Source organism: Fulverythrobacter ferritrahens, assembly GCF_020539485.1.
Classification (GTDB): Bacteria; Pseudomonadota; Alphaproteobacteria; order Sphingomonadales; family Sphingomonadaceae; genus Andeanibacterium; species Andeanibacterium ferritrahens.
This window is the reverse complement of the sequence record NZ_JACDXU010000001.1, coordinates 135,308-150,464: the sequence shown is the minus strand read 5'-3', so window position 1 is coordinate 150,464 and position 15,157 is coordinate 135,308. Positions and strand designations below refer to the sequence as shown.

Below are 15,157 nucleotides of genomic sequence, written 5' to 3'. Positions count from 1 at the left end.
TCTCTCGGGCAGACCCCAATCTCAGAATGAGAGTGGAGGGAGCCCTTTGGGCTTGTGGGCCTCGTGATCCTCACCTGCGCCTTCATTCCATCAGGAGAACACCCATGATCCAGTCGATCCCCTTGAAGAAGCTTGTCCCGAGCCCGCGCAACGTCCGCAAGTCGAGCGACGTGCTGGCCGACCTCCAGCTGCGGGCAGACATTGCCGCGCGCGGCCTGCTGCAGAACCTCGTCGTGCGCAAAGGAAAGCGCGGCAAGTTCGAGGTCGAAGCAGGCGGTCGCCGTCTCGCCGCGCTGCAGGCGCTTGCCGAAGAGGGCACCTTGCCCGAAAGCCACGAGGTTACTTGCCTCGTCATCGAAGGCGAGGAAAGCGAAGTGCGCGAGGCCAGCCTTGCCGAGAACTTCCAGCGTCTCGCGATGAACCCCGCCGACGAGGCGCAGGCCTTCGCCTCCATCATCGAAGCAGGAGCTACGACGGAAGACGTGGCCCGCCGCTTCGGCCTCACTGTCCGGTTCGTCGAAGGACGTCTGCGCCTGGCAAGCCTCGCACCCTGCGTCTTCGAAGCACTTGCCGAGGGCACGATCACGCTCGACATGGCCAAGGCCTACGGCGCGATTTCCGACGTCGAGCGCCAGGCGCATGTCTATGCCGAACTGCAGGACGCTTGGTACCAGGTCACGCCCGACACGATCCGCCGCATGGTGCTCGACGCAACTGTTCGTGGCTCCGATCCGCGAGCTGTTCTCGTCGGACGCGATGCCTACCTCACTGCGGGTGGCAGGATCGAACGCGAACTGTTCGACGACGATGCCAGCGAGAGCTGGATCGATATCGCACTGCTCGAAGACCTTGCGCACAAGGCCATGGAAGAGGCGGCGGAAAAGACCGCGATCGAATATGGCCTTGCCTGGGTGCGCCCGACGCTTGGCAACTACGTCAGCCATGACCTCGTCGAAGGTCTCGGCCGTCTGCCATGCGAGCCTGCGCCGATGACCGAACAGGAAGCGAAGGAACTCGGCGAGCTTGAGGCCGATTACGACCGCGTCGCCGCCGTGCTCGAAGACGAAGACAGCGACGAGGACGAGGTGGCAAAGGCCGAACAGGAACTCGTGGTGATCGACCGCGCGATGCGCGCGCTCAATGATCGTCCCCCAGTGCTGGCAGACGAGTTGAAGGCCGAGGCTGGTGCCTTCCTTGTCCTCGCGCGCAATGGCGAGCCGACTTTGGTCCCGCAGTTCTACACCGAGACCGAAGTCTTCACCGACGACGATGGCGCTATCGAGGCAGTCGAGGATAGCGGAAAGGCGAAGCCCAAGAGCAGCTCGCTGTCCCAGCGCTTGCTCGACGAGCTCGCGATGCAACGCCGCGACATCCTGGCAATCCATCTCGCAAACGATCCGGCACTGGCGCTCGACTTCCTGGTTTTCACGCTCGCCGATGCCGATCGGCATGATTGGCGCGCCAAGAAAGCGTCGACGCTTGTTGGCTCGGTCGCGTCCGGCCCGGTTACTGGGTTCGAGGCCAAGGACGCACCGGCGAGTGCTGCTTTGGTTGAGTTCGCCGGGTCGCTGGATGAAAGCTGGCGTGCTGGGACAAGCGACGTTGAACGGTTTGCTAGGTTCCGGGCGCTGTCAGACGAGGCGCGCTCGGCGTGGCTTGGCCACGTTGTCTCGCGCACACTGGTTGCCAGCCTGGCCTGCGAAGGCGAACGCTCGGTGCCGCTGCACGAGGCGCTCGGCTCCCTCCTCGAAATCGAGACCGCGCATTGGTGGCGTCCCACGGCGGCGAACTACTTCGACCGCGTGGCCAAGGCCCGCACGCTCGAAGCGCTCGATGCCGCCGGCGGTCCCGAACTGGTCAGTCGATACGCTGCCTCAAAGAAAGCCGAGCTTACGAGCGCTGCCGAGCGCATTTTCTCGGGCAACTTCATTGGCGAGGCCGATGTCAAGCAACGGGCGCAGGCCTGGGTCCCTGCCATCATGCGTTTAGCCAATGCTGAGTGTAGCTCTCCTGTTAATGACCTTGCAGACGAAGCGGCCACCGACGACTCGACTGAGGAGATTGCCGAGCAGGCTGCCTGACCCCTCCTGACAGGTCCAGGTCACTCGGCGGGCGGTCCGTCCCTTTTGGGACGGGCCGCCCTTCTCCATGTCAAGTTCTGAGCCGAATTCACCTGGTGGCGGTCAGTCGGGGCTAGGCTACCAGTCTTAGGAATGCAGAAATTCGGGCGACCCAACCGCTCAGTCAGCAGTCGTCGACATGGTTGCCGTCCTCAGTTTCGAGACCGCTGTTTGGAAACCTACATCCAGTCAGATGTTTCTGGATCACCGGCCCACTTACGATCAAGCCAGCCAGTCCTGTCGCGGCTGAGCGCCGCTATCCGCACAGAGACTGACTTCGCCTTTGGCCATCCAGAAATGGGCAAACGAGCCTGCCGTTTGCCTGACTGACGGATATATCGTGGCGCGTCGTAGCCAGTCTGAGCTTACCCGCCAGCACGGCCTGTGCTTTTGCATCAGGGAAAGCTGGATGATCTCGGACTTGTCTGTAGGGCAGCGAAAATACGCCCATTTCTGGTAGTCCTTGCCGCCAACAACATAAACAATACCATCTTCGATTTCGTCATCGACAGGGTGTTCGCCGACAAGCCGGAACAGGTATTCCGGTTTCGCAATCAGCCCGATTGCAATCAACAAAGTCCGGATCGCAGTAACGAGCCATTCAGCCATCAACTCACCCGCCCAATGAATGGATCGACATCGCCGCGTCCCCACAGTCCGTCATCGTCGCAGATCCGGCAACCGGTTCTCGGCTTGTAACCCGGACGGCGATCCTCACACAGATGGAACTTACGCACGCGATTTGGCGTGCTACCTTCGACAGCGCGAAACCCGACCATCCTTTGCAGCATTTCGTTCACCGCCATGCAGGCCAACTCGGTCGTGAACGTCACAACCGCCGGAGCAGGATTACCTTCCCCGACGACATATGCTTCATGCTTGAGCTTCTCGTAGTCGTCGGGTTGGTCCCGCTTCATCGCTTCGGCGCGCGCGATTTCCGGCTCGACCAGTTCCGCGCAGACCAGACAAGCATTGTCGGGGCCAAGCACCGTCACTCTTCCGTCCATCGCTTCGATTTGCGGCGGATCGGCGTCCGAGACATCAATGGCCAGGCCAATGTCGATCACCTGTGTAAGGTAATAATACGTGAAGCGGTTCAAAAACATGCGACCGTCATGATCGTCTGTGCAACCGAAGATGAGATCGCACGAGCGCAACGCATCGCGATTCCGCTCATCGCCGACCCACCCTTCGAATGCGACGGCCCTTACGCCTAGACCCATGCGGGCAATGCCTTCGGCAATGACCTGGACTTTCGGGCGCATTGCGTCGGCATCGAATTGCGTTGCGCCGTGCAGACGATTGAGATTGGATGCTTCGACAATGTCATTGTCGAAGACTGCGATTTGTCCGACGCCGAGCCGTGCGAGGAGCGTGGCTAAGGCACTACCCGTTCCGCCACATCCAACAACGCCAATGCGCATCTGTCTGAGATTGTGGTTGAGCGAGTCGCCAAATGCCAATGCCTGCCTTGCCAGAACTTTCGAGCTTTGGATGCTCTGGCCATCAGCAAACCAGAAGCGAAGGTCGCTTCCCCACGATTTGATCGAACGGAGCTTTGCCCAGCCTGTCTCCGAAGGATGTAGCCAGACACGGCCCAACAATTCATCTCCGCAGAGCACCATGCTGATGAGCTTGGTTCCGTCGCCGTTGCGGTTGACGGCGAGCTGAACGAGATCCTGCTCGTTCTCGTCGTCCTGTGCCGAAAATTCGAGACAGCCTCGCGGATGGGAATGGACGATGCCGACGATATGATCGTTGGCTTCTGCATCGCGCAGCGCCTTCACATATGAATCGGTATACCAGCTCACATGGGCGCTATCGGCGCTGATGATGTCCTCGGAGGGTATTTCCCTGACATTGATGGAAAGGTATTTCTCGTGGGACTCCCGGTCCCATGGGTCGCGCTGAATTTTTGCAGCGCTGAAGAAAACATAAGCGGCATGTTCCTTGCCGTCGTCGCGGTGAAGCAGGGCCTTTACCCTTTCGAGATGACGGTCCTGCAGGGTGGCGCTGTACTGAGTCATGCAGCCACCAGCAGCGCATGTTCGACACGCTTGAGCATTGTCCAGATGCCGTCGATACCCGGGCGCCAGTCATCGCAATGGCGCGACCAGCGCTGCCAGGACTGGCCCCCGAAATTTACCGCATGATCGGCCTTGCTGGGATACTTGTTGCCCTTGACCAGCCTGACCCAAGGCATGAGGTGAAACATGTCGGGCCGTACATCGGGATAGCCATTGGGAATAAGGATCAGGAGATCGACCCTCTCCTGATCGTACATTCCCTCCGGCAACAACCACCCGCGAATGACGATGCCTTTCTTGTTACCGTCAACGCATTGCTCAAAGACGATGCCCTTGGTTTCGAGATATTCCAGATCGTCAGGCGGCAGAAAGCTCATTTAGCCCTCCGTTGAAGTCTTTTTGCCGGTGAAGAACCTTTCGACACCGGGCTGGGTCAGATCGACCGGAAAATCGTCCGCAATGGGAATGTCCTCGGGACCCGCGACATCCTGCCAGACATTGTAGGTCGCGACATCGACCCCTGCGAGGTTCTTGATCTGCAGACCCGTGATGGTCGGCTGATCCCAGTCGTATTTCTTGCGGTCGATAAAGATATGATCGGGCTTGTTTGCCATTTGAAATCTCCTTGATTTAGCCTTTGGGCGGATGCGGGTCGCGACCGTGGCTGTCACTGCTCGCAATGCGTCCGTCCTTGTTGTGAATGCGGAATTCGGTCCCCTGGCGGCGACTGAGATCGCGCCCGGAATCGATTGCCGACTGTTTGGTTTCATGGTGGCTGCTCGCACGGCTTGCTCCACCACGCTTCACGTCCCAGCCGCCTTCGCGGTTGGGAACGACATGATGCGTATCCGGTCCTCGTTTCGCCACAATTGAATCCTCGTGTCCGATAGGTTTATGTTCTCTATATCGAACACGAACCCTACTCGCTTGTCAAGTAGGATTTCGTTCGATATCATCGAACAAGGAAACAGGGGCTGCAAAACGGGAGAAACATGGCTGTTCCACTGCGAGAGAAGCTCAAAAAGCATAGGCTGGAGTTGGGATATTCCCTGGACGAGCTGGCCAGATTGTCGGGGTCGAGCAAAAGCTATCTTTGGGAACTGGAGAATCGCGAAACGCGAAAACCATCCGCTGAAAAGCTGACGAAGATTGCCGAGGTTCTGAACGTTACGACCGAATATCTGCTCGACGAGAACGCTGACCTCGACGACAAGTTTGTGAAGGAAGCCTTCTTCAGGAAATTCAACCGGCTCGACGCAGGCGACAAGCAACGTATTCAGGATATGATCGACGCATGGGCCAAGCCAAAATAAAGCTCCCCACGACGCCGCAGGGATGGGCGATCCGTTTATCCCAGCTCGTCAAAGTCTTTCACGAACTGCACGGCCTCGACCGATTCCCAATCGACGTGTCCGCCGTTGCCAGGGAATTCTCGGCGAACGTTTTTCCCGACGAACCGATCACGTTGATCGAAGGTCAGGCATTCGACAAATTCGAAGGCGCGTTGATCCCGCACCCGGCACAGAACGGAGAGTGGGGCATCTTCTACAATTCCGCCCTTTCGTCGAAAGGCAGGATCAATTTCACGCTCGCCCACGAACTCGGGCACTACCTCTTGCATCGGCAACTCAGCGGCGAGCCGATTTATTGCGCCAAGAGCGATATGTGGGCCTGGGACAGCGACTACGGGTTGATGGAAGCGCAGGCGAATGAATTCGCTTCCTTCCTGCTCATGCCGCTCGACGATTTTCGCGCCCAGATATCCGGTCTGGACCTCCCGAACATCGGTGCGTTTGAGTTCCTGCGCAAGCGTTATGAAGTGTCGCTCACTGCCGCGATCTTGAAGTGGCTCGATATCACCAAGAAGCGCGCCATGATCGTGGTTAGTCGCGACGGGTTCATCGACTGGTCTTGGGGCAGCAAACCGCTTTTCCGTTCCGGCGTATTCTTCCGGGCGCGGCAGACCGTTATTCCCGTTCCCGACGGTTCGCTAGCTTCGGGCAAGGTTACGATTTCCGATCCGGCCAACGGGACTCAACTGGCCGAGGGTGTCTGGGCGGAACGGGAAAGCGTTTATGAGTCGACGATCTTCTCCGAATATCACGACATGGCGATCTCGCTCCTGATCTACCCTGACGATCCTCCGCGCAGGCTCTTTCGCTTCGACGAGGAAGAAGAGGAGGATCGCCCCTTCGACACGTTCGACCAGTTTATGCGCAATCAGTGATGCGCTTCGACCATCATAATGGGCTTGCTGCCAAGGGAAGTGGGTCAGTGCTCATCGCTTATGCGAGAGGATGTTCGCCGGCGTCGCCTATTCCTGGGTGAGCTCGCCAGTTCCCGCGAGTTTCAGAACAATTGGGACCGGGAGATCCGAGGCCTTGGCCGACGTGATCCTTGGGTCGCCTATCGGGCAGCGGAAAAGCTCCAAGAAGAACCGATAGGCTGTCCAGTTGCAGGCGGCGTAGAGATCCTTGTTTGTTGAACCGGCTATCTTGGTCGCCGACGCGCACCGCATGTTGCCCTTCGCGTAATCGAAGATGAACGCAGCCGGACTGACCGCCAGCATCTTCTTGCACTGCGCTAGCAGATCGTTCCGCTCCTTCGTGTTCATCTGGTCGCCCGGCTCCTGGCGCTTCGCCTGAACTAGGACTGCCTTCGAATATGTCTGAATCGGCGTATCGACCCGAACATGGATGATCATGTCAGCGCCAATACACTTCTCCTCCGCGGCCACCCCCTTTCGATGACGCAGGATCGAGCTAGACCATTGGAGTCCTCCAATGGCTTTCGCGCCTTTCGCCGAAAATTCGGCATCGAGATTGCCCACTAAGACACCGGTCAGGTCGTCTTCGTCGGTTACAAGGCCATCGCGGTACTTCCCCATCGCTCTCCTGACGGCTTGCTCGGCGCTGTGGGCCGCAACCCGCATTGCATCTTCAAAACCCATTTGCAGACCTCAATTTGATTACCAAGCACCTCTTACCACCAGTCGCTCACCATCATGACTAGTGCTTCCTCAATTCTATAGCCGCTCCTGGAAACAACTCGAGTTCCTTCATGTGTCCAACGTGCGGGCGCAAGGAGGTCATCATTGCATGAGAGGGGAGGGAGCTTTGCTCTTCCTGAACCGGGACATGCCCGTCCCGGCAATCAGGAGAACTTCCATGACCAAGTCCCGTCCCACTGCTTCAGCTTCCCCAGCCCAGCGCATCACCGCCGCCATCATTGAAAAGCTCGAGCAAGGCACAAAGCCCTGGGTCAAGCCGTGGCGCGGTGTGCCGGTCTCGCGGCCCTTGCGCTCCTGCGGGACGCCCTATCGCGGCATGAACACCTTCTGGCTTTGGATGGTGGCCGATGGCTGTGGCTATGCCTCGCCCTACTGGATGACCTACCACCAGTGCCAGAAACTCGGCGGACAGGTCCGCAAGGGTGAGAAATCGACCATCGCGATCTTCTACAAGAGCTACACCAAGGAGCTCGTTAACGCCGAAGGCGAAGCTGACACCGAGAACCGGCGCGTGCTCAAGGCCTACGCCGTGTTCAACGCCGACCAATGCGACGGCCTCCCTGAATTTTACCATCCCAAGCCGCTGGTTGCCGCCCTTGAGCCAAAAGGGCGCGAAGAACGGCTCGATGCCTTCTTTGCCCACGTCGGCGCCGATCTGCGCCACCATGGAGCCGAGGCCTATTACGAGCCGCTGCGCGACCGCGTCACCATGCCGCCAGCCGAACTCTTCGATGCCTACGACCATTACTACGCGACGCTCGCGCACGAGCTGTCGCACTGGACGGGTCATTCTTCGCGGCTCGATCGCGATCTCAAGAACCGCTTCGGCAGCGAGGCCTATGCTGCCGAAGAACTGATCGCCGAACTGTCGTCAGCCATTCTCGGAGCCGAACTGGGTCTGCCGGTTGCCCACCTCGATCATCACGCCAGCTACATCGCGTCCTGGCTCAAGATCCTCAAATCGGACGAGCGCGCGATCCTCACCGCTGCGGCCAAGGCCGAGGAAGCGGCCAGCCTGTTGCTTGACCTTGGGGGTCACCAATCCAGCGAAAGCGAGCCCGACATTGATCTCGCTAATGCAGCCTGAGGAGCAGTGAGATGGGACGTTCCGTCAGCTATCCGACCGGCGCCGTGGTGGCCTTTCGTCTGCTTGATGGCAGCGAAGACGACGATGTCGACTGGGTCTACGAGTGCCTCGTCGACGAGATCATCGATACCGCGAAGGCGACCTTCCCTAGCTTCGAGCGCTTCGACGGATGGCGCAGCCGCGAGGACCGTATCCTCCTGCGCAACGCCTTCGCCGATTGCGGCATATCGACCTATTGCGGCCTTGCCGCGATCTGGCTCGCCGAACGCGACGATGCGCGGTACTGGGAGGCCGACTTCTACAACCCGCGAGTGCCGAGGGCACGGCACTGGCTCGGCCAGGTGTCGGGAAGGTTCATCGACCTGTTCGGTGAGCTGCGCATGGTCGGTCGGTTCTCGAATGGCGAAGCGATCTTCGAGCGCTCCCGATCCACCTGCAACACTGGATTCTGATCCTGCCTCCTTCCAGTCCGCCGGAAGAGGCCCTTGGGCCGGTCGGGGCGAGCCGCAACCTGCGGCCCGTCGGCCCGTGTTGCCCGCGCCAGCCTAGGGCCGCAGGTTTCCCGCTACGCGGTGCGCCTCGCCCCTTGTCCCGGCCCTGATCGGGCTCCGGCGGACAAGGCCGAGGCAATGGTGCCTCCTCTCCTTGTCTGCACGATCAGATCAGGAGACACCCATGTACGACAGCTTCATCGACCAGTTGAGCGGCCTCGACTTCTCAGGCCTGAGCATCAGGCCAGCTCCCCTCAACCCAACCGACTTTCCCTGCGAGGATGCGATCGACCAGACGCTTGGCGCCGTATGGTCCGACCTTTTCGCGATGTTTTCCGACACGGCCCTGGAAGCCGATGCCGAGGATATCGCCTGGGGTATGGTCAACCTCTTTCACCGTGCCGCCAGCCGGAAGTCCGCTCAGCTCGACCGGGCCAGCGACGAGATCCGGGTCCTCCTCGCATCAGCCGATGGCTCCGAAGTGCACTCGAGCAATCTCGAAGAGCAGGTCGAGCGCGCGCAGGCTGCCGAAGCCAGCATGCTGGCCTTCGAGCAGATGCGTGAGGCGGCGGCAGCACTATACCGCGACGAGACCGGTTCCTCGTGGAAGCCCGTTTCCGGGTCGCGCTCGAGTCATTCGCGCAATCTCACTTCGGCCGTAATCGATGCCCGCGATTTCCTTCGCGCACGCGCTGAGAACCGGCGTCACGCTCTGATTCCGGAAGGAACTCCGGTCGTCTTCGCCGGTGGTCGTCAGAGCTTCGAGAGCGCCGAGGACGCGAAGCGTTACGCCGACAATATCTGGGCGACACTCGACAAGGTTCGTGATGCGGTTCCCGATCTCTTCCTGGTCCATGGCGGCGACGGCAAGGGTGCCGACCGCCTCGCCGCGAGCTGGGCTGAGCGCCGCGAAGTCCAGCAGCTGACCTATTCGCTCGATCGTCGTCTCGGTGCCCGCGCCGGGTTCAAGCGCAACGAGCAGATGCTCTCGCTCAATCCACGCTACGTTGTCGCATTTCCTGGCAATGGCGTGACCGAACGACTGGTGATCGATGCTAAGACGCGTCGGATCACAGTGGTCGATCGTCGCGGTCTGTTGGGCACCTCTCCCGGGTCCTGAGGGGGCCTTTACAATCTGCAACTGCATTGCCCGGATGTGCATTCGGCGCAGACCCGACTATGGACCGGTCATGCAACTTGACGATCTGCTGCAGCGCTACTTTGCCACCACCGACCTCTCCGGGGTTGCCACCGACACGTTGTCAGCTGGCATCGAGCACTGCCGGGTCGATCTCGGGCTCGAGGAGGACCGGGGAAAGCGCTTTGCGTTGTGGTCGTTCCTGCACATGTTCGGGTCCGCCCCCGATCTCGACGTGGCGTTCGAAAACGAGGAGGACCGGGAGGCCGCGCGCAATTTCATGGATCTGCTGGCGGCATCGGAAGGCGAAGCCTGATTGCAAGCGCCGGTCACGGCACCTTCAGACCCGCACCCGATACCCATCCGGCTTTCTTCGCGAACAGTCCTGAATCAGGTCAGCTGAGGACAGCAACCCGTTCCTTTCCGGCCGTGTTGGCAGCTGCGCTGCCTGCCCGCACCACCCGTCATGAACAGGTTCCCCTTCGGCCTTACAGGCCTGCGGTGCAGTCCTCCCATGCCCTGCTTCTTCTGGATGTTCGCAAGCCGGAGATGGTCTCCGGTTTGAAGAACTGAAGGACTTACACCATGACCAATATCGCAATCCTCACCGGCCGCATCGCCCGCGATCCTGACACCCGCGAGACCAAAGGCGGTACCAATGTCACCGGGATCACCGTCGTCACCGATCGCCCCGCACGGGACAAGGACGGCAAGACCTATAAGGACGAGAACGGCTACACTGCCAAGGAAAGCGAGTTCCACCGGGTGACCTGCTTCAACGGCCTCGCCAAGACCGTCGGCCAGTACTGCTCCAAGGGCCAGCTGGTCAGCGTGCAGGGCCGCATCCACTACACCCAGTGGGAGGACAAGGACGGGGTCACCCGCTACGGCACCGAGATCCTCGCGGACAAGGTCGACTTCCTCTCCCGCGGCAACGGCTCGGGTGACGAGAACGACAACACCGACGCTCCCGAGATCGACTGACATCGATCCCGGTCGTCCCCCTTACGAAGAGGCTCTGCCGCAAGCGGCAGGGCCTCTTCTTCTGTGGTTACTGGGTTCCCGGCGTTGGATGCGAAGCACGGGTTGCACCGCGCCCCGTCAGTTTCTCGATCGCGGCATCCTCGCCGAGTTTCCCGAGTTCTTCAGCAACCTTCCTCAGGCCCTTCTTCGAGAAGCTTTCGAGGCCGCTTCCCAGGATGATTTCGCCGAGTTCTCTGGCCGCTTGCACTTCAAGTTCGCGTTGTTTGGCGTCGAGCGCCTCGCGGTCTGCTTCGAGCTTTTGCAGGGCTGCAATCGCGCTCCTGTTTCGGGGCATGTTAATTGTCCTTTTGTCCCCCTCGGATCTGCTCCCCGGTTGTTTCCATGCCCGCGTTCTCGGGGTGTAGGAAAGGCAATTCGCACCCAGCAGATGTTTGATCTGGGCGGAGGTGGTGGGTTCTTGCTCACGGTTCTCCCAGCATGATGGCCTTGCGCCTCCCGCCTCAAGGACGGCGGGGCCCCACCATTTCGCCCGCCACCGGATTGCATCCGGCAGCGAACAAAATCGTTACCCCCACCGCCGCTATCGCGGTCGCCCATTCGGGCGATCCCTGACCCGGGATGCACAAGACCATCGCGCGCACCTCCTGTCGTCTCACGACAGAAATCAGGAGGATTATCATGGCTTATTCGATGCATTGCGCCGTTGCGTCCCGGAGCTACTTCGAGGCTCTGGAAACAGCCGAGAAGAGAGCGCTGCACAGCTTCTTCGATCAGCACGTTATCGAGGATGACGAACTCGGGTATTTTGCCCTCGACGAGGGTGACTACAACATGTTGCCAGCTCATCTCGCAGCGCGGGTGGTCCACACGGTGCATGGCGGCATGCTCGACGAGTTTTGAGACTTCCGACAGGGCGGGAACCGGGAACGGTTCCTGCCCTTTTTTCTTGTTTGCCGGGTAGTCCAATCAAGCGCAAAAAATCGGTTCGGTCGGTTGCTCTGTCGGCCGCCCACCGCAATGCGGCGGCGCCCGATAAATGGAGCGGGGCTGTGGACGCACTCTGTCCCGCGCATCTTGCGATGCGCTCCTGAGGGTGCGGCGTGATTTGTTCCTGGGGCCCGCGCGCACTTGCGAACCGGCAACGGGTCGGGCGGCGGGAAGCTGGGCAGGCGACATGCCCCGCTTGCCTTGCTTCCCACGCGCCCTTGGCCGCTGCCTCTTTCGCAGGTGCTGTCTTTGGCTGGAGGCGTCCAACTGCTTACTATCTGCATGCGGTGAGCTGCCAGGCCCGGTTGCTCGCGCTCCAACGAGCAGGTCGGAAAAGGTCGTCCTTGATCAATCCCCCTCACTGTCTGGACCACCCCGAGCACATGGGAACAAGGGAGCACACCGTACCCCGCGATTTCGGGATTTATCTCTCTGTTATTGCTGAAGAATATGGTTTTGGGCGAAATCAACCCGTCTGCGAGTAGAGCGGGTTTGCGCTGATCCGCTGACAACTCACATACATCTATCATTTTGAAATATAGTCCGAATCTTTCGATTGACTGCGAGTTGTTCACGATTTATTCTCATCGGCACCTTCCGCAAGGTGAGCCAGGTTCCGTCGGCCCGACAAGGAACCTGTTTCATGACCCGACAAGATCGGCTTCAGACATTCGTATCTCTCTCCGTTGGTAACTGGGTTCGCCAGTGTGCCGCGGACCATGGCGTGAGTGTCAGCGTCTTTATTCGCGACCTCATTGTTGCAGCGTGGCAGCGCGATAACGAGGCGAAGGACCGCCCCGCAGGGCTCGATCCCGCGCGCCAGGCTATCTTCATTTCGGTGGCGCTCGATGCGCTTCTGGCCAGCCATTCTGACGCGAGTTTGCGCGATCGTACTCACGAGGCGTACCGGCGACGCCTCGAGCGTCTTGGCCTCCCCGTCAACGCGAACATGGGAGGCCATTCCCATGAAGCATAATCTCCTGAACTTCACCCGCGGGAGCCAACTGCTCGGCCACTTCGGTTTCATGTTTGCCGCGGGGCTTAAGGGTCCTCTGATTGTCACCGGCCTGGTTGCGGTCGGCACCTGCTATTGGGAAGTGCGGTCGGCTCTGAGTGATCACCAGATCTACCTGGTCTGGATGCATATCTACGCCAGTCTCTATGCCTTCATGGAGTTCGATCCGGCCAAACTGGTCAACCTTGAGCTGCTTGACGGCGAAAGAGTCGGCCTCCCGTTTGACATCGTTCGCGAGTTCCCGCCGATGCGCGGGGCGGTCGAAGCGTTTCGTGCGGCAGTGAAGCAGGGATTGCTCGTCTCGGCGGTGCTGTTGATCCCCGCATTCGTGTTCTTCTGGTGGTTCGCCGAGCGCTTTGGCGGGCGGTCGAAGGAGCGCAAGCACGAGCGCGGGGCAATGCTTGTTTCGCTCGACGAACTCGAAGAAGAAATTGAGCGTCACAACAAGGCATTCCGGGCCGAGGAACTGGGACGCAAGTTCGGCTGGAAGTGGCGGCTTGCGAGCTCGTCGGCGCTCGCCGAAGCGGGCCACTACCAACCCGCACATCTCGCCGGTGTAAGCTGGCCGTGGCGGCTCGAGCAGAGCCACGCCATGCTTATTGGCACAACCGGAACCGGCAAGACCGTGGCGCTAACCGAGCTAGTTGCCGAAGCGCGTGAACGCGGCCAGCGCGCGGTCATTTTCGACCTCACAGGGGCATTCATTGAGGCCTTCTACGATCCCGCGCGCGACATCATTCTCAATCCTGTCGATGTTCGATGTCCGCTATGGAGCGTGTTCAACGACTGCACGACGGAAGCTGAGTTTCACGCCGCTGCCGAGGCGCTCGTGCCCCATGACGGGGGTGGTTCAGAACAATTCTGGGTGCTTGCGGCGCGCATGCTGTTCGTCGAGATGTGTCTCCATCTTGCCCGTGCCGGCACGGCAACCAACGAGGCTTTGGCACGGCGGCTGATGACCGCTGACCTGTCCGAAGTGCATAAGCTGATGCGCGGTACCATGGCCGATCCGCTGACCGCTCCGGAGGCGGCCCGCATGGCGGAATCGATCCGCGCGGTGTTTAATGCGAATGCGAAAGTGCTCAAGCTCTTGCCCTCATCCGGACCGCGCTTTTCGGTCCGCGACTGGGTCAAAGGCGACTGCCAAGCGGGCTCGATCCTGTTCCTCTCTGCCCGCTATGTCGACATGAGTATCTCCTCGCAGTTGCTGACGCTGTGGCTCGACACGGCGATGAATACGCTGATGACGCTCGAGCGCACACAGGACCTGCGGATGTGGTTTCTGATCGACGAACTCGGCGCCCTTCACCGACTACCGGCCCTCGAAAAGGGGCTGCAAACTGCGCGCAACTTCGGCGGAGCGATCGTCACCGGGGTGCATGCGTTTGCCAAGCTCAAGGAAGTCTACGGCGAGAACATGGCCATGACACTGTCCTCGCTTGCGCGCACCAAGCTCATCCTGGCGACAGCCGATCGCGAAACGGCGACTTGGTGCTCCGATTTCATCGGCCACCGCCAGGTGCGCGACATGGAGGAAGGCTACAGCTACGGGTACAACAATGCGCGCGACGCAGTCAGCCTGACGCCGAGGCGGCAGATCGAGCCGTTGCTTCTACCCGACCAGTTCATGAACCTTCCGCGGTTGTCGGCCTACATCAAGTTTCCCGACGGATTCCCCGCTGCGCCGGTATCGCTCATTCCGCGCACGCGTGGCCGTATTGCCGAGGGATTCATCGCCCGCGAGAAACCGCTCAAAAAGTCTGGCCAGGGTCCGGCGGCAGCTACGCTCCAGGCAAAACCGGGTTCGAAACCGAATGACGAGCATCCCGCCTCGAACGATGACGGTGCTGGTAAGCCTGTCGATTTAAGGCAGCACAAACTCGACCTGGAGGGGCAGCGCCGCGTCGCCGATCAACTGCAAGATCGGCAGGAGCCTGTGCCGTTTGAAAAGCTGAACGCAGGCCGCGCTGCTGGTGATCTCGGTGCCGAAACCCATTCCGTTTCGCATCTGGATGCAGGTCCAACGCTACCTCTCGCCGCCGTGCAAACCGGTGAGGATGCACCAGCAATGGGCGCGGAACAGCATCCGTCCGAACCAGGAGCCGCCGGCGATGACGCAGCTGGCAAGGCTGGTTCGACGCAACGTGGCCGTTCAGCTGCCAACGGGCGCCAGCCACTCACGCCGGTCGAAAAGGACCTGCGTGAAGGTGCGGTCGCAGATCCTCCGGAAAAGGATTTCGGCGAGTTCGAGCCCGACATGTGAAAGGAAAATGGGGAGGGATTACCTGGCCGCGAGGG

The 15,157-nt window shown here is 60.2% G+C and carries 18 protein-coding genes; 11 read left to right on the top strand and 7 right to left on the bottom strand.

Translation table 11 applies throughout. The features are described 5' to 3' along the window. Positions 1-104: 104 nt before the first annotated feature. The gene (locus tag H0274_RS00670) at positions 105-2,081 is read left to right on the top strand and encodes a ParB/RepB/Spo0J family partition protein (RefSeq protein WP_226792163.1); all 1,977 of its coding nucleotides are present in this window, start codon (positions 105-107) and stop codon (positions 2,079-2,081) included. Positions 2,082-2,342: 261 nt separating this feature from the next. Here H0274_RS00670 and H0274_RS00665 read toward each other — a convergent pair whose 3' ends face one another. Genes H0274_RS00665 through H0274_RS00645 form a run of 5 tightly spaced genes read right to left on the bottom strand, consistent with a single transcriptional unit; the run spans position 2,343 to position 5,014 of the window. Beyond that, the gene (locus H0274_RS00665; protein ID WP_226792161.1) at positions 2,343-2,729 is read right to left on the bottom strand and encodes a DUF6527 family protein; all 387 of its coding nucleotides are present in this window, start codon (positions 2,727-2,729) and stop codon (positions 2,343-2,345) included. Continuing rightward, the gene (locus H0274_RS00660) at positions 2,729-4,147 is read right to left on the bottom strand and encodes a ThiF family adenylyltransferase (RefSeq protein WP_226792159.1); all 1,419 of its coding nucleotides are present in this window, start codon (positions 4,145-4,147) and stop codon (positions 2,729-2,731) included. The genes H0274_RS00665 and H0274_RS00660 overlap by 1 nt, the downstream gene beginning before the upstream one ends. Beyond that, a complete protein-coding gene (locus tag H0274_RS00655) occupies positions 4,144-4,524 on the bottom strand; it encodes an E2/UBC family protein (protein ID WP_226792157.1) in 381 nt (126 codons plus the stop codon). The genes H0274_RS00660 and H0274_RS00655 overlap by 4 nt, the downstream gene beginning before the upstream one ends. Continuing rightward, positions 4,525-4,761 carry a multiubiquitin domain-containing protein gene (locus H0274_RS00650; protein WP_226792155.1) on the bottom strand — a complete coding sequence of 79 codons (237 nt, stop codon included), beginning with the start codon at positions 4,759-4,761 and terminating at the stop codon, positions 4,525-4,527. It lies immediately after the preceding gene. Positions 4,762-4,777: 16 nt separating this feature from the next. After that, a complete protein-coding gene (locus H0274_RS00645; RefSeq protein ID WP_226792153.1) occupies positions 4,778-5,014 on the bottom strand; it encodes a DUF2188 domain-containing protein in 237 nt (78 codons plus the stop codon). Between the two features lie 125 nt (positions 5,015-5,139). Between H0274_RS00645 and H0274_RS00640 the strand changes: the two genes are divergently transcribed. Beyond that, positions 5,140-5,460: a helix-turn-helix domain-containing protein gene (locus H0274_RS00640; RefSeq protein ID WP_226792151.1), complete on the top strand. Its 321-nt coding sequence runs from the start codon at positions 5,140-5,142 to the stop codon at positions 5,458-5,460. After that, positions 5,442-6,374 (top strand): ImmA/IrrE family metallo-endopeptidase, encoded by a 933-nt coding sequence (locus H0274_RS00635; protein ID WP_226792149.1) that lies wholly within the window; start codon positions 5,442-5,444, stop codon positions 6,372-6,374. Before H0274_RS00640 ends, H0274_RS00635 begins: the two co-directional genes overlap by 19 nt. A gap of 87 nt (positions 6,375-6,461) precedes the next feature. On the opposite strand, the gene H0274_RS00630 is transcribed toward H0274_RS00635, so the two are convergent. Further along, complete coding sequence (locus H0274_RS00630; RefSeq protein WP_226792147.1) at positions 6,462-7,097, bottom strand: hypothetical protein; 636 nt, start codon at positions 7,095-7,097, stop codon at positions 6,462-6,464. Between the two features lie 217 nt (positions 7,098-7,314). On the opposite strand from H0274_RS00630, the gene H0274_RS00625 reads away from it, so the two are divergent. The 5 genes from H0274_RS00625 (at position 7,315) to H0274_RS00605 (ending at position 10,857) form a co-directional block, all read left to right on the top strand. Continuing rightward, positions 7,315-8,244, top strand: coding sequence for an ArdC family protein (locus tag H0274_RS00625; RefSeq protein WP_226792145.1), 930 nt, complete (start codon positions 7,315-7,317; stop codon positions 8,242-8,244). Between the two features lie 11 nt (positions 8,245-8,255). Continuing rightward, a complete protein-coding gene (locus H0274_RS00620) occupies positions 8,256-8,696 on the top strand; it encodes a hypothetical protein (RefSeq protein ID WP_226792143.1) in 441 nt (146 codons plus the stop codon). A 223-nt stretch (positions 8,697-8,919) separates the two neighbouring features. Then, complete coding sequence (locus tag H0274_RS00615) at positions 8,920-9,855, top strand: DUF2493 domain-containing protein (RefSeq protein ID WP_226792141.1); 936 nt, start codon at positions 8,920-8,922, stop codon at positions 9,853-9,855. A 70-nt stretch (positions 9,856-9,925) separates the two neighbouring features. Beyond that, positions 9,926-10,189: a hypothetical protein gene (locus tag H0274_RS00610; RefSeq protein WP_226792139.1), complete on the top strand. Its 264-nt coding sequence runs from the start codon at positions 9,926-9,928 to the stop codon at positions 10,187-10,189. 269 nt (positions 10,190-10,458) lie between these two features. Then, positions 10,459-10,857, top strand: coding sequence for a single-stranded DNA-binding protein (locus tag H0274_RS00605; protein WP_226792137.1), 399 nt, complete (start codon positions 10,459-10,461; stop codon positions 10,855-10,857). A gap of 67 nt (positions 10,858-10,924) precedes the next feature. Here the strand turns inward: H0274_RS00605 and H0274_RS00600 are convergent, their stop codons facing one another. After that, entirely contained in the window at positions 10,925-11,191 is a 267-nt protein-coding gene (locus H0274_RS00600) for a DUF6437 family protein (protein ID WP_226792135.1), read from the bottom strand. 344 nt (positions 11,192-11,535) lie between these two features. On the opposite strand from H0274_RS00600, the gene H0274_RS00595 reads away from it, so the two are divergent. The 3 genes from H0274_RS00595 to H0274_RS00585 all read left to right on the top strand — a co-directional run bounded on the left by H0274_RS00595 (position 11,536) and on the right by H0274_RS00585 (position 15,122). Next, positions 11,536-11,757 (top strand): hypothetical protein, encoded by a 222-nt coding sequence (locus H0274_RS00595; RefSeq protein ID WP_226792133.1) that lies wholly within the window; start codon positions 11,536-11,538, stop codon positions 11,755-11,757. Between the two features lie 730 nt (positions 11,758-12,487). Further along, the gene (locus H0274_RS00590; RefSeq protein ID WP_063511268.1) at positions 12,488-12,820 is read left to right on the top strand and encodes a hypothetical protein; all 333 of its coding nucleotides are present in this window, start codon (positions 12,488-12,490) and stop codon (positions 12,818-12,820) included. Then, entirely contained in the window at positions 12,810-15,122 is a 2,313-nt protein-coding gene (locus tag H0274_RS00585) for a type IV secretion system DNA-binding domain-containing protein (RefSeq protein WP_226792131.1), read from the top strand. Before H0274_RS00590 ends, H0274_RS00585 begins: the two co-directional genes overlap by 11 nt. Positions 15,123-15,157: the final 35 nt, after the last annotated feature.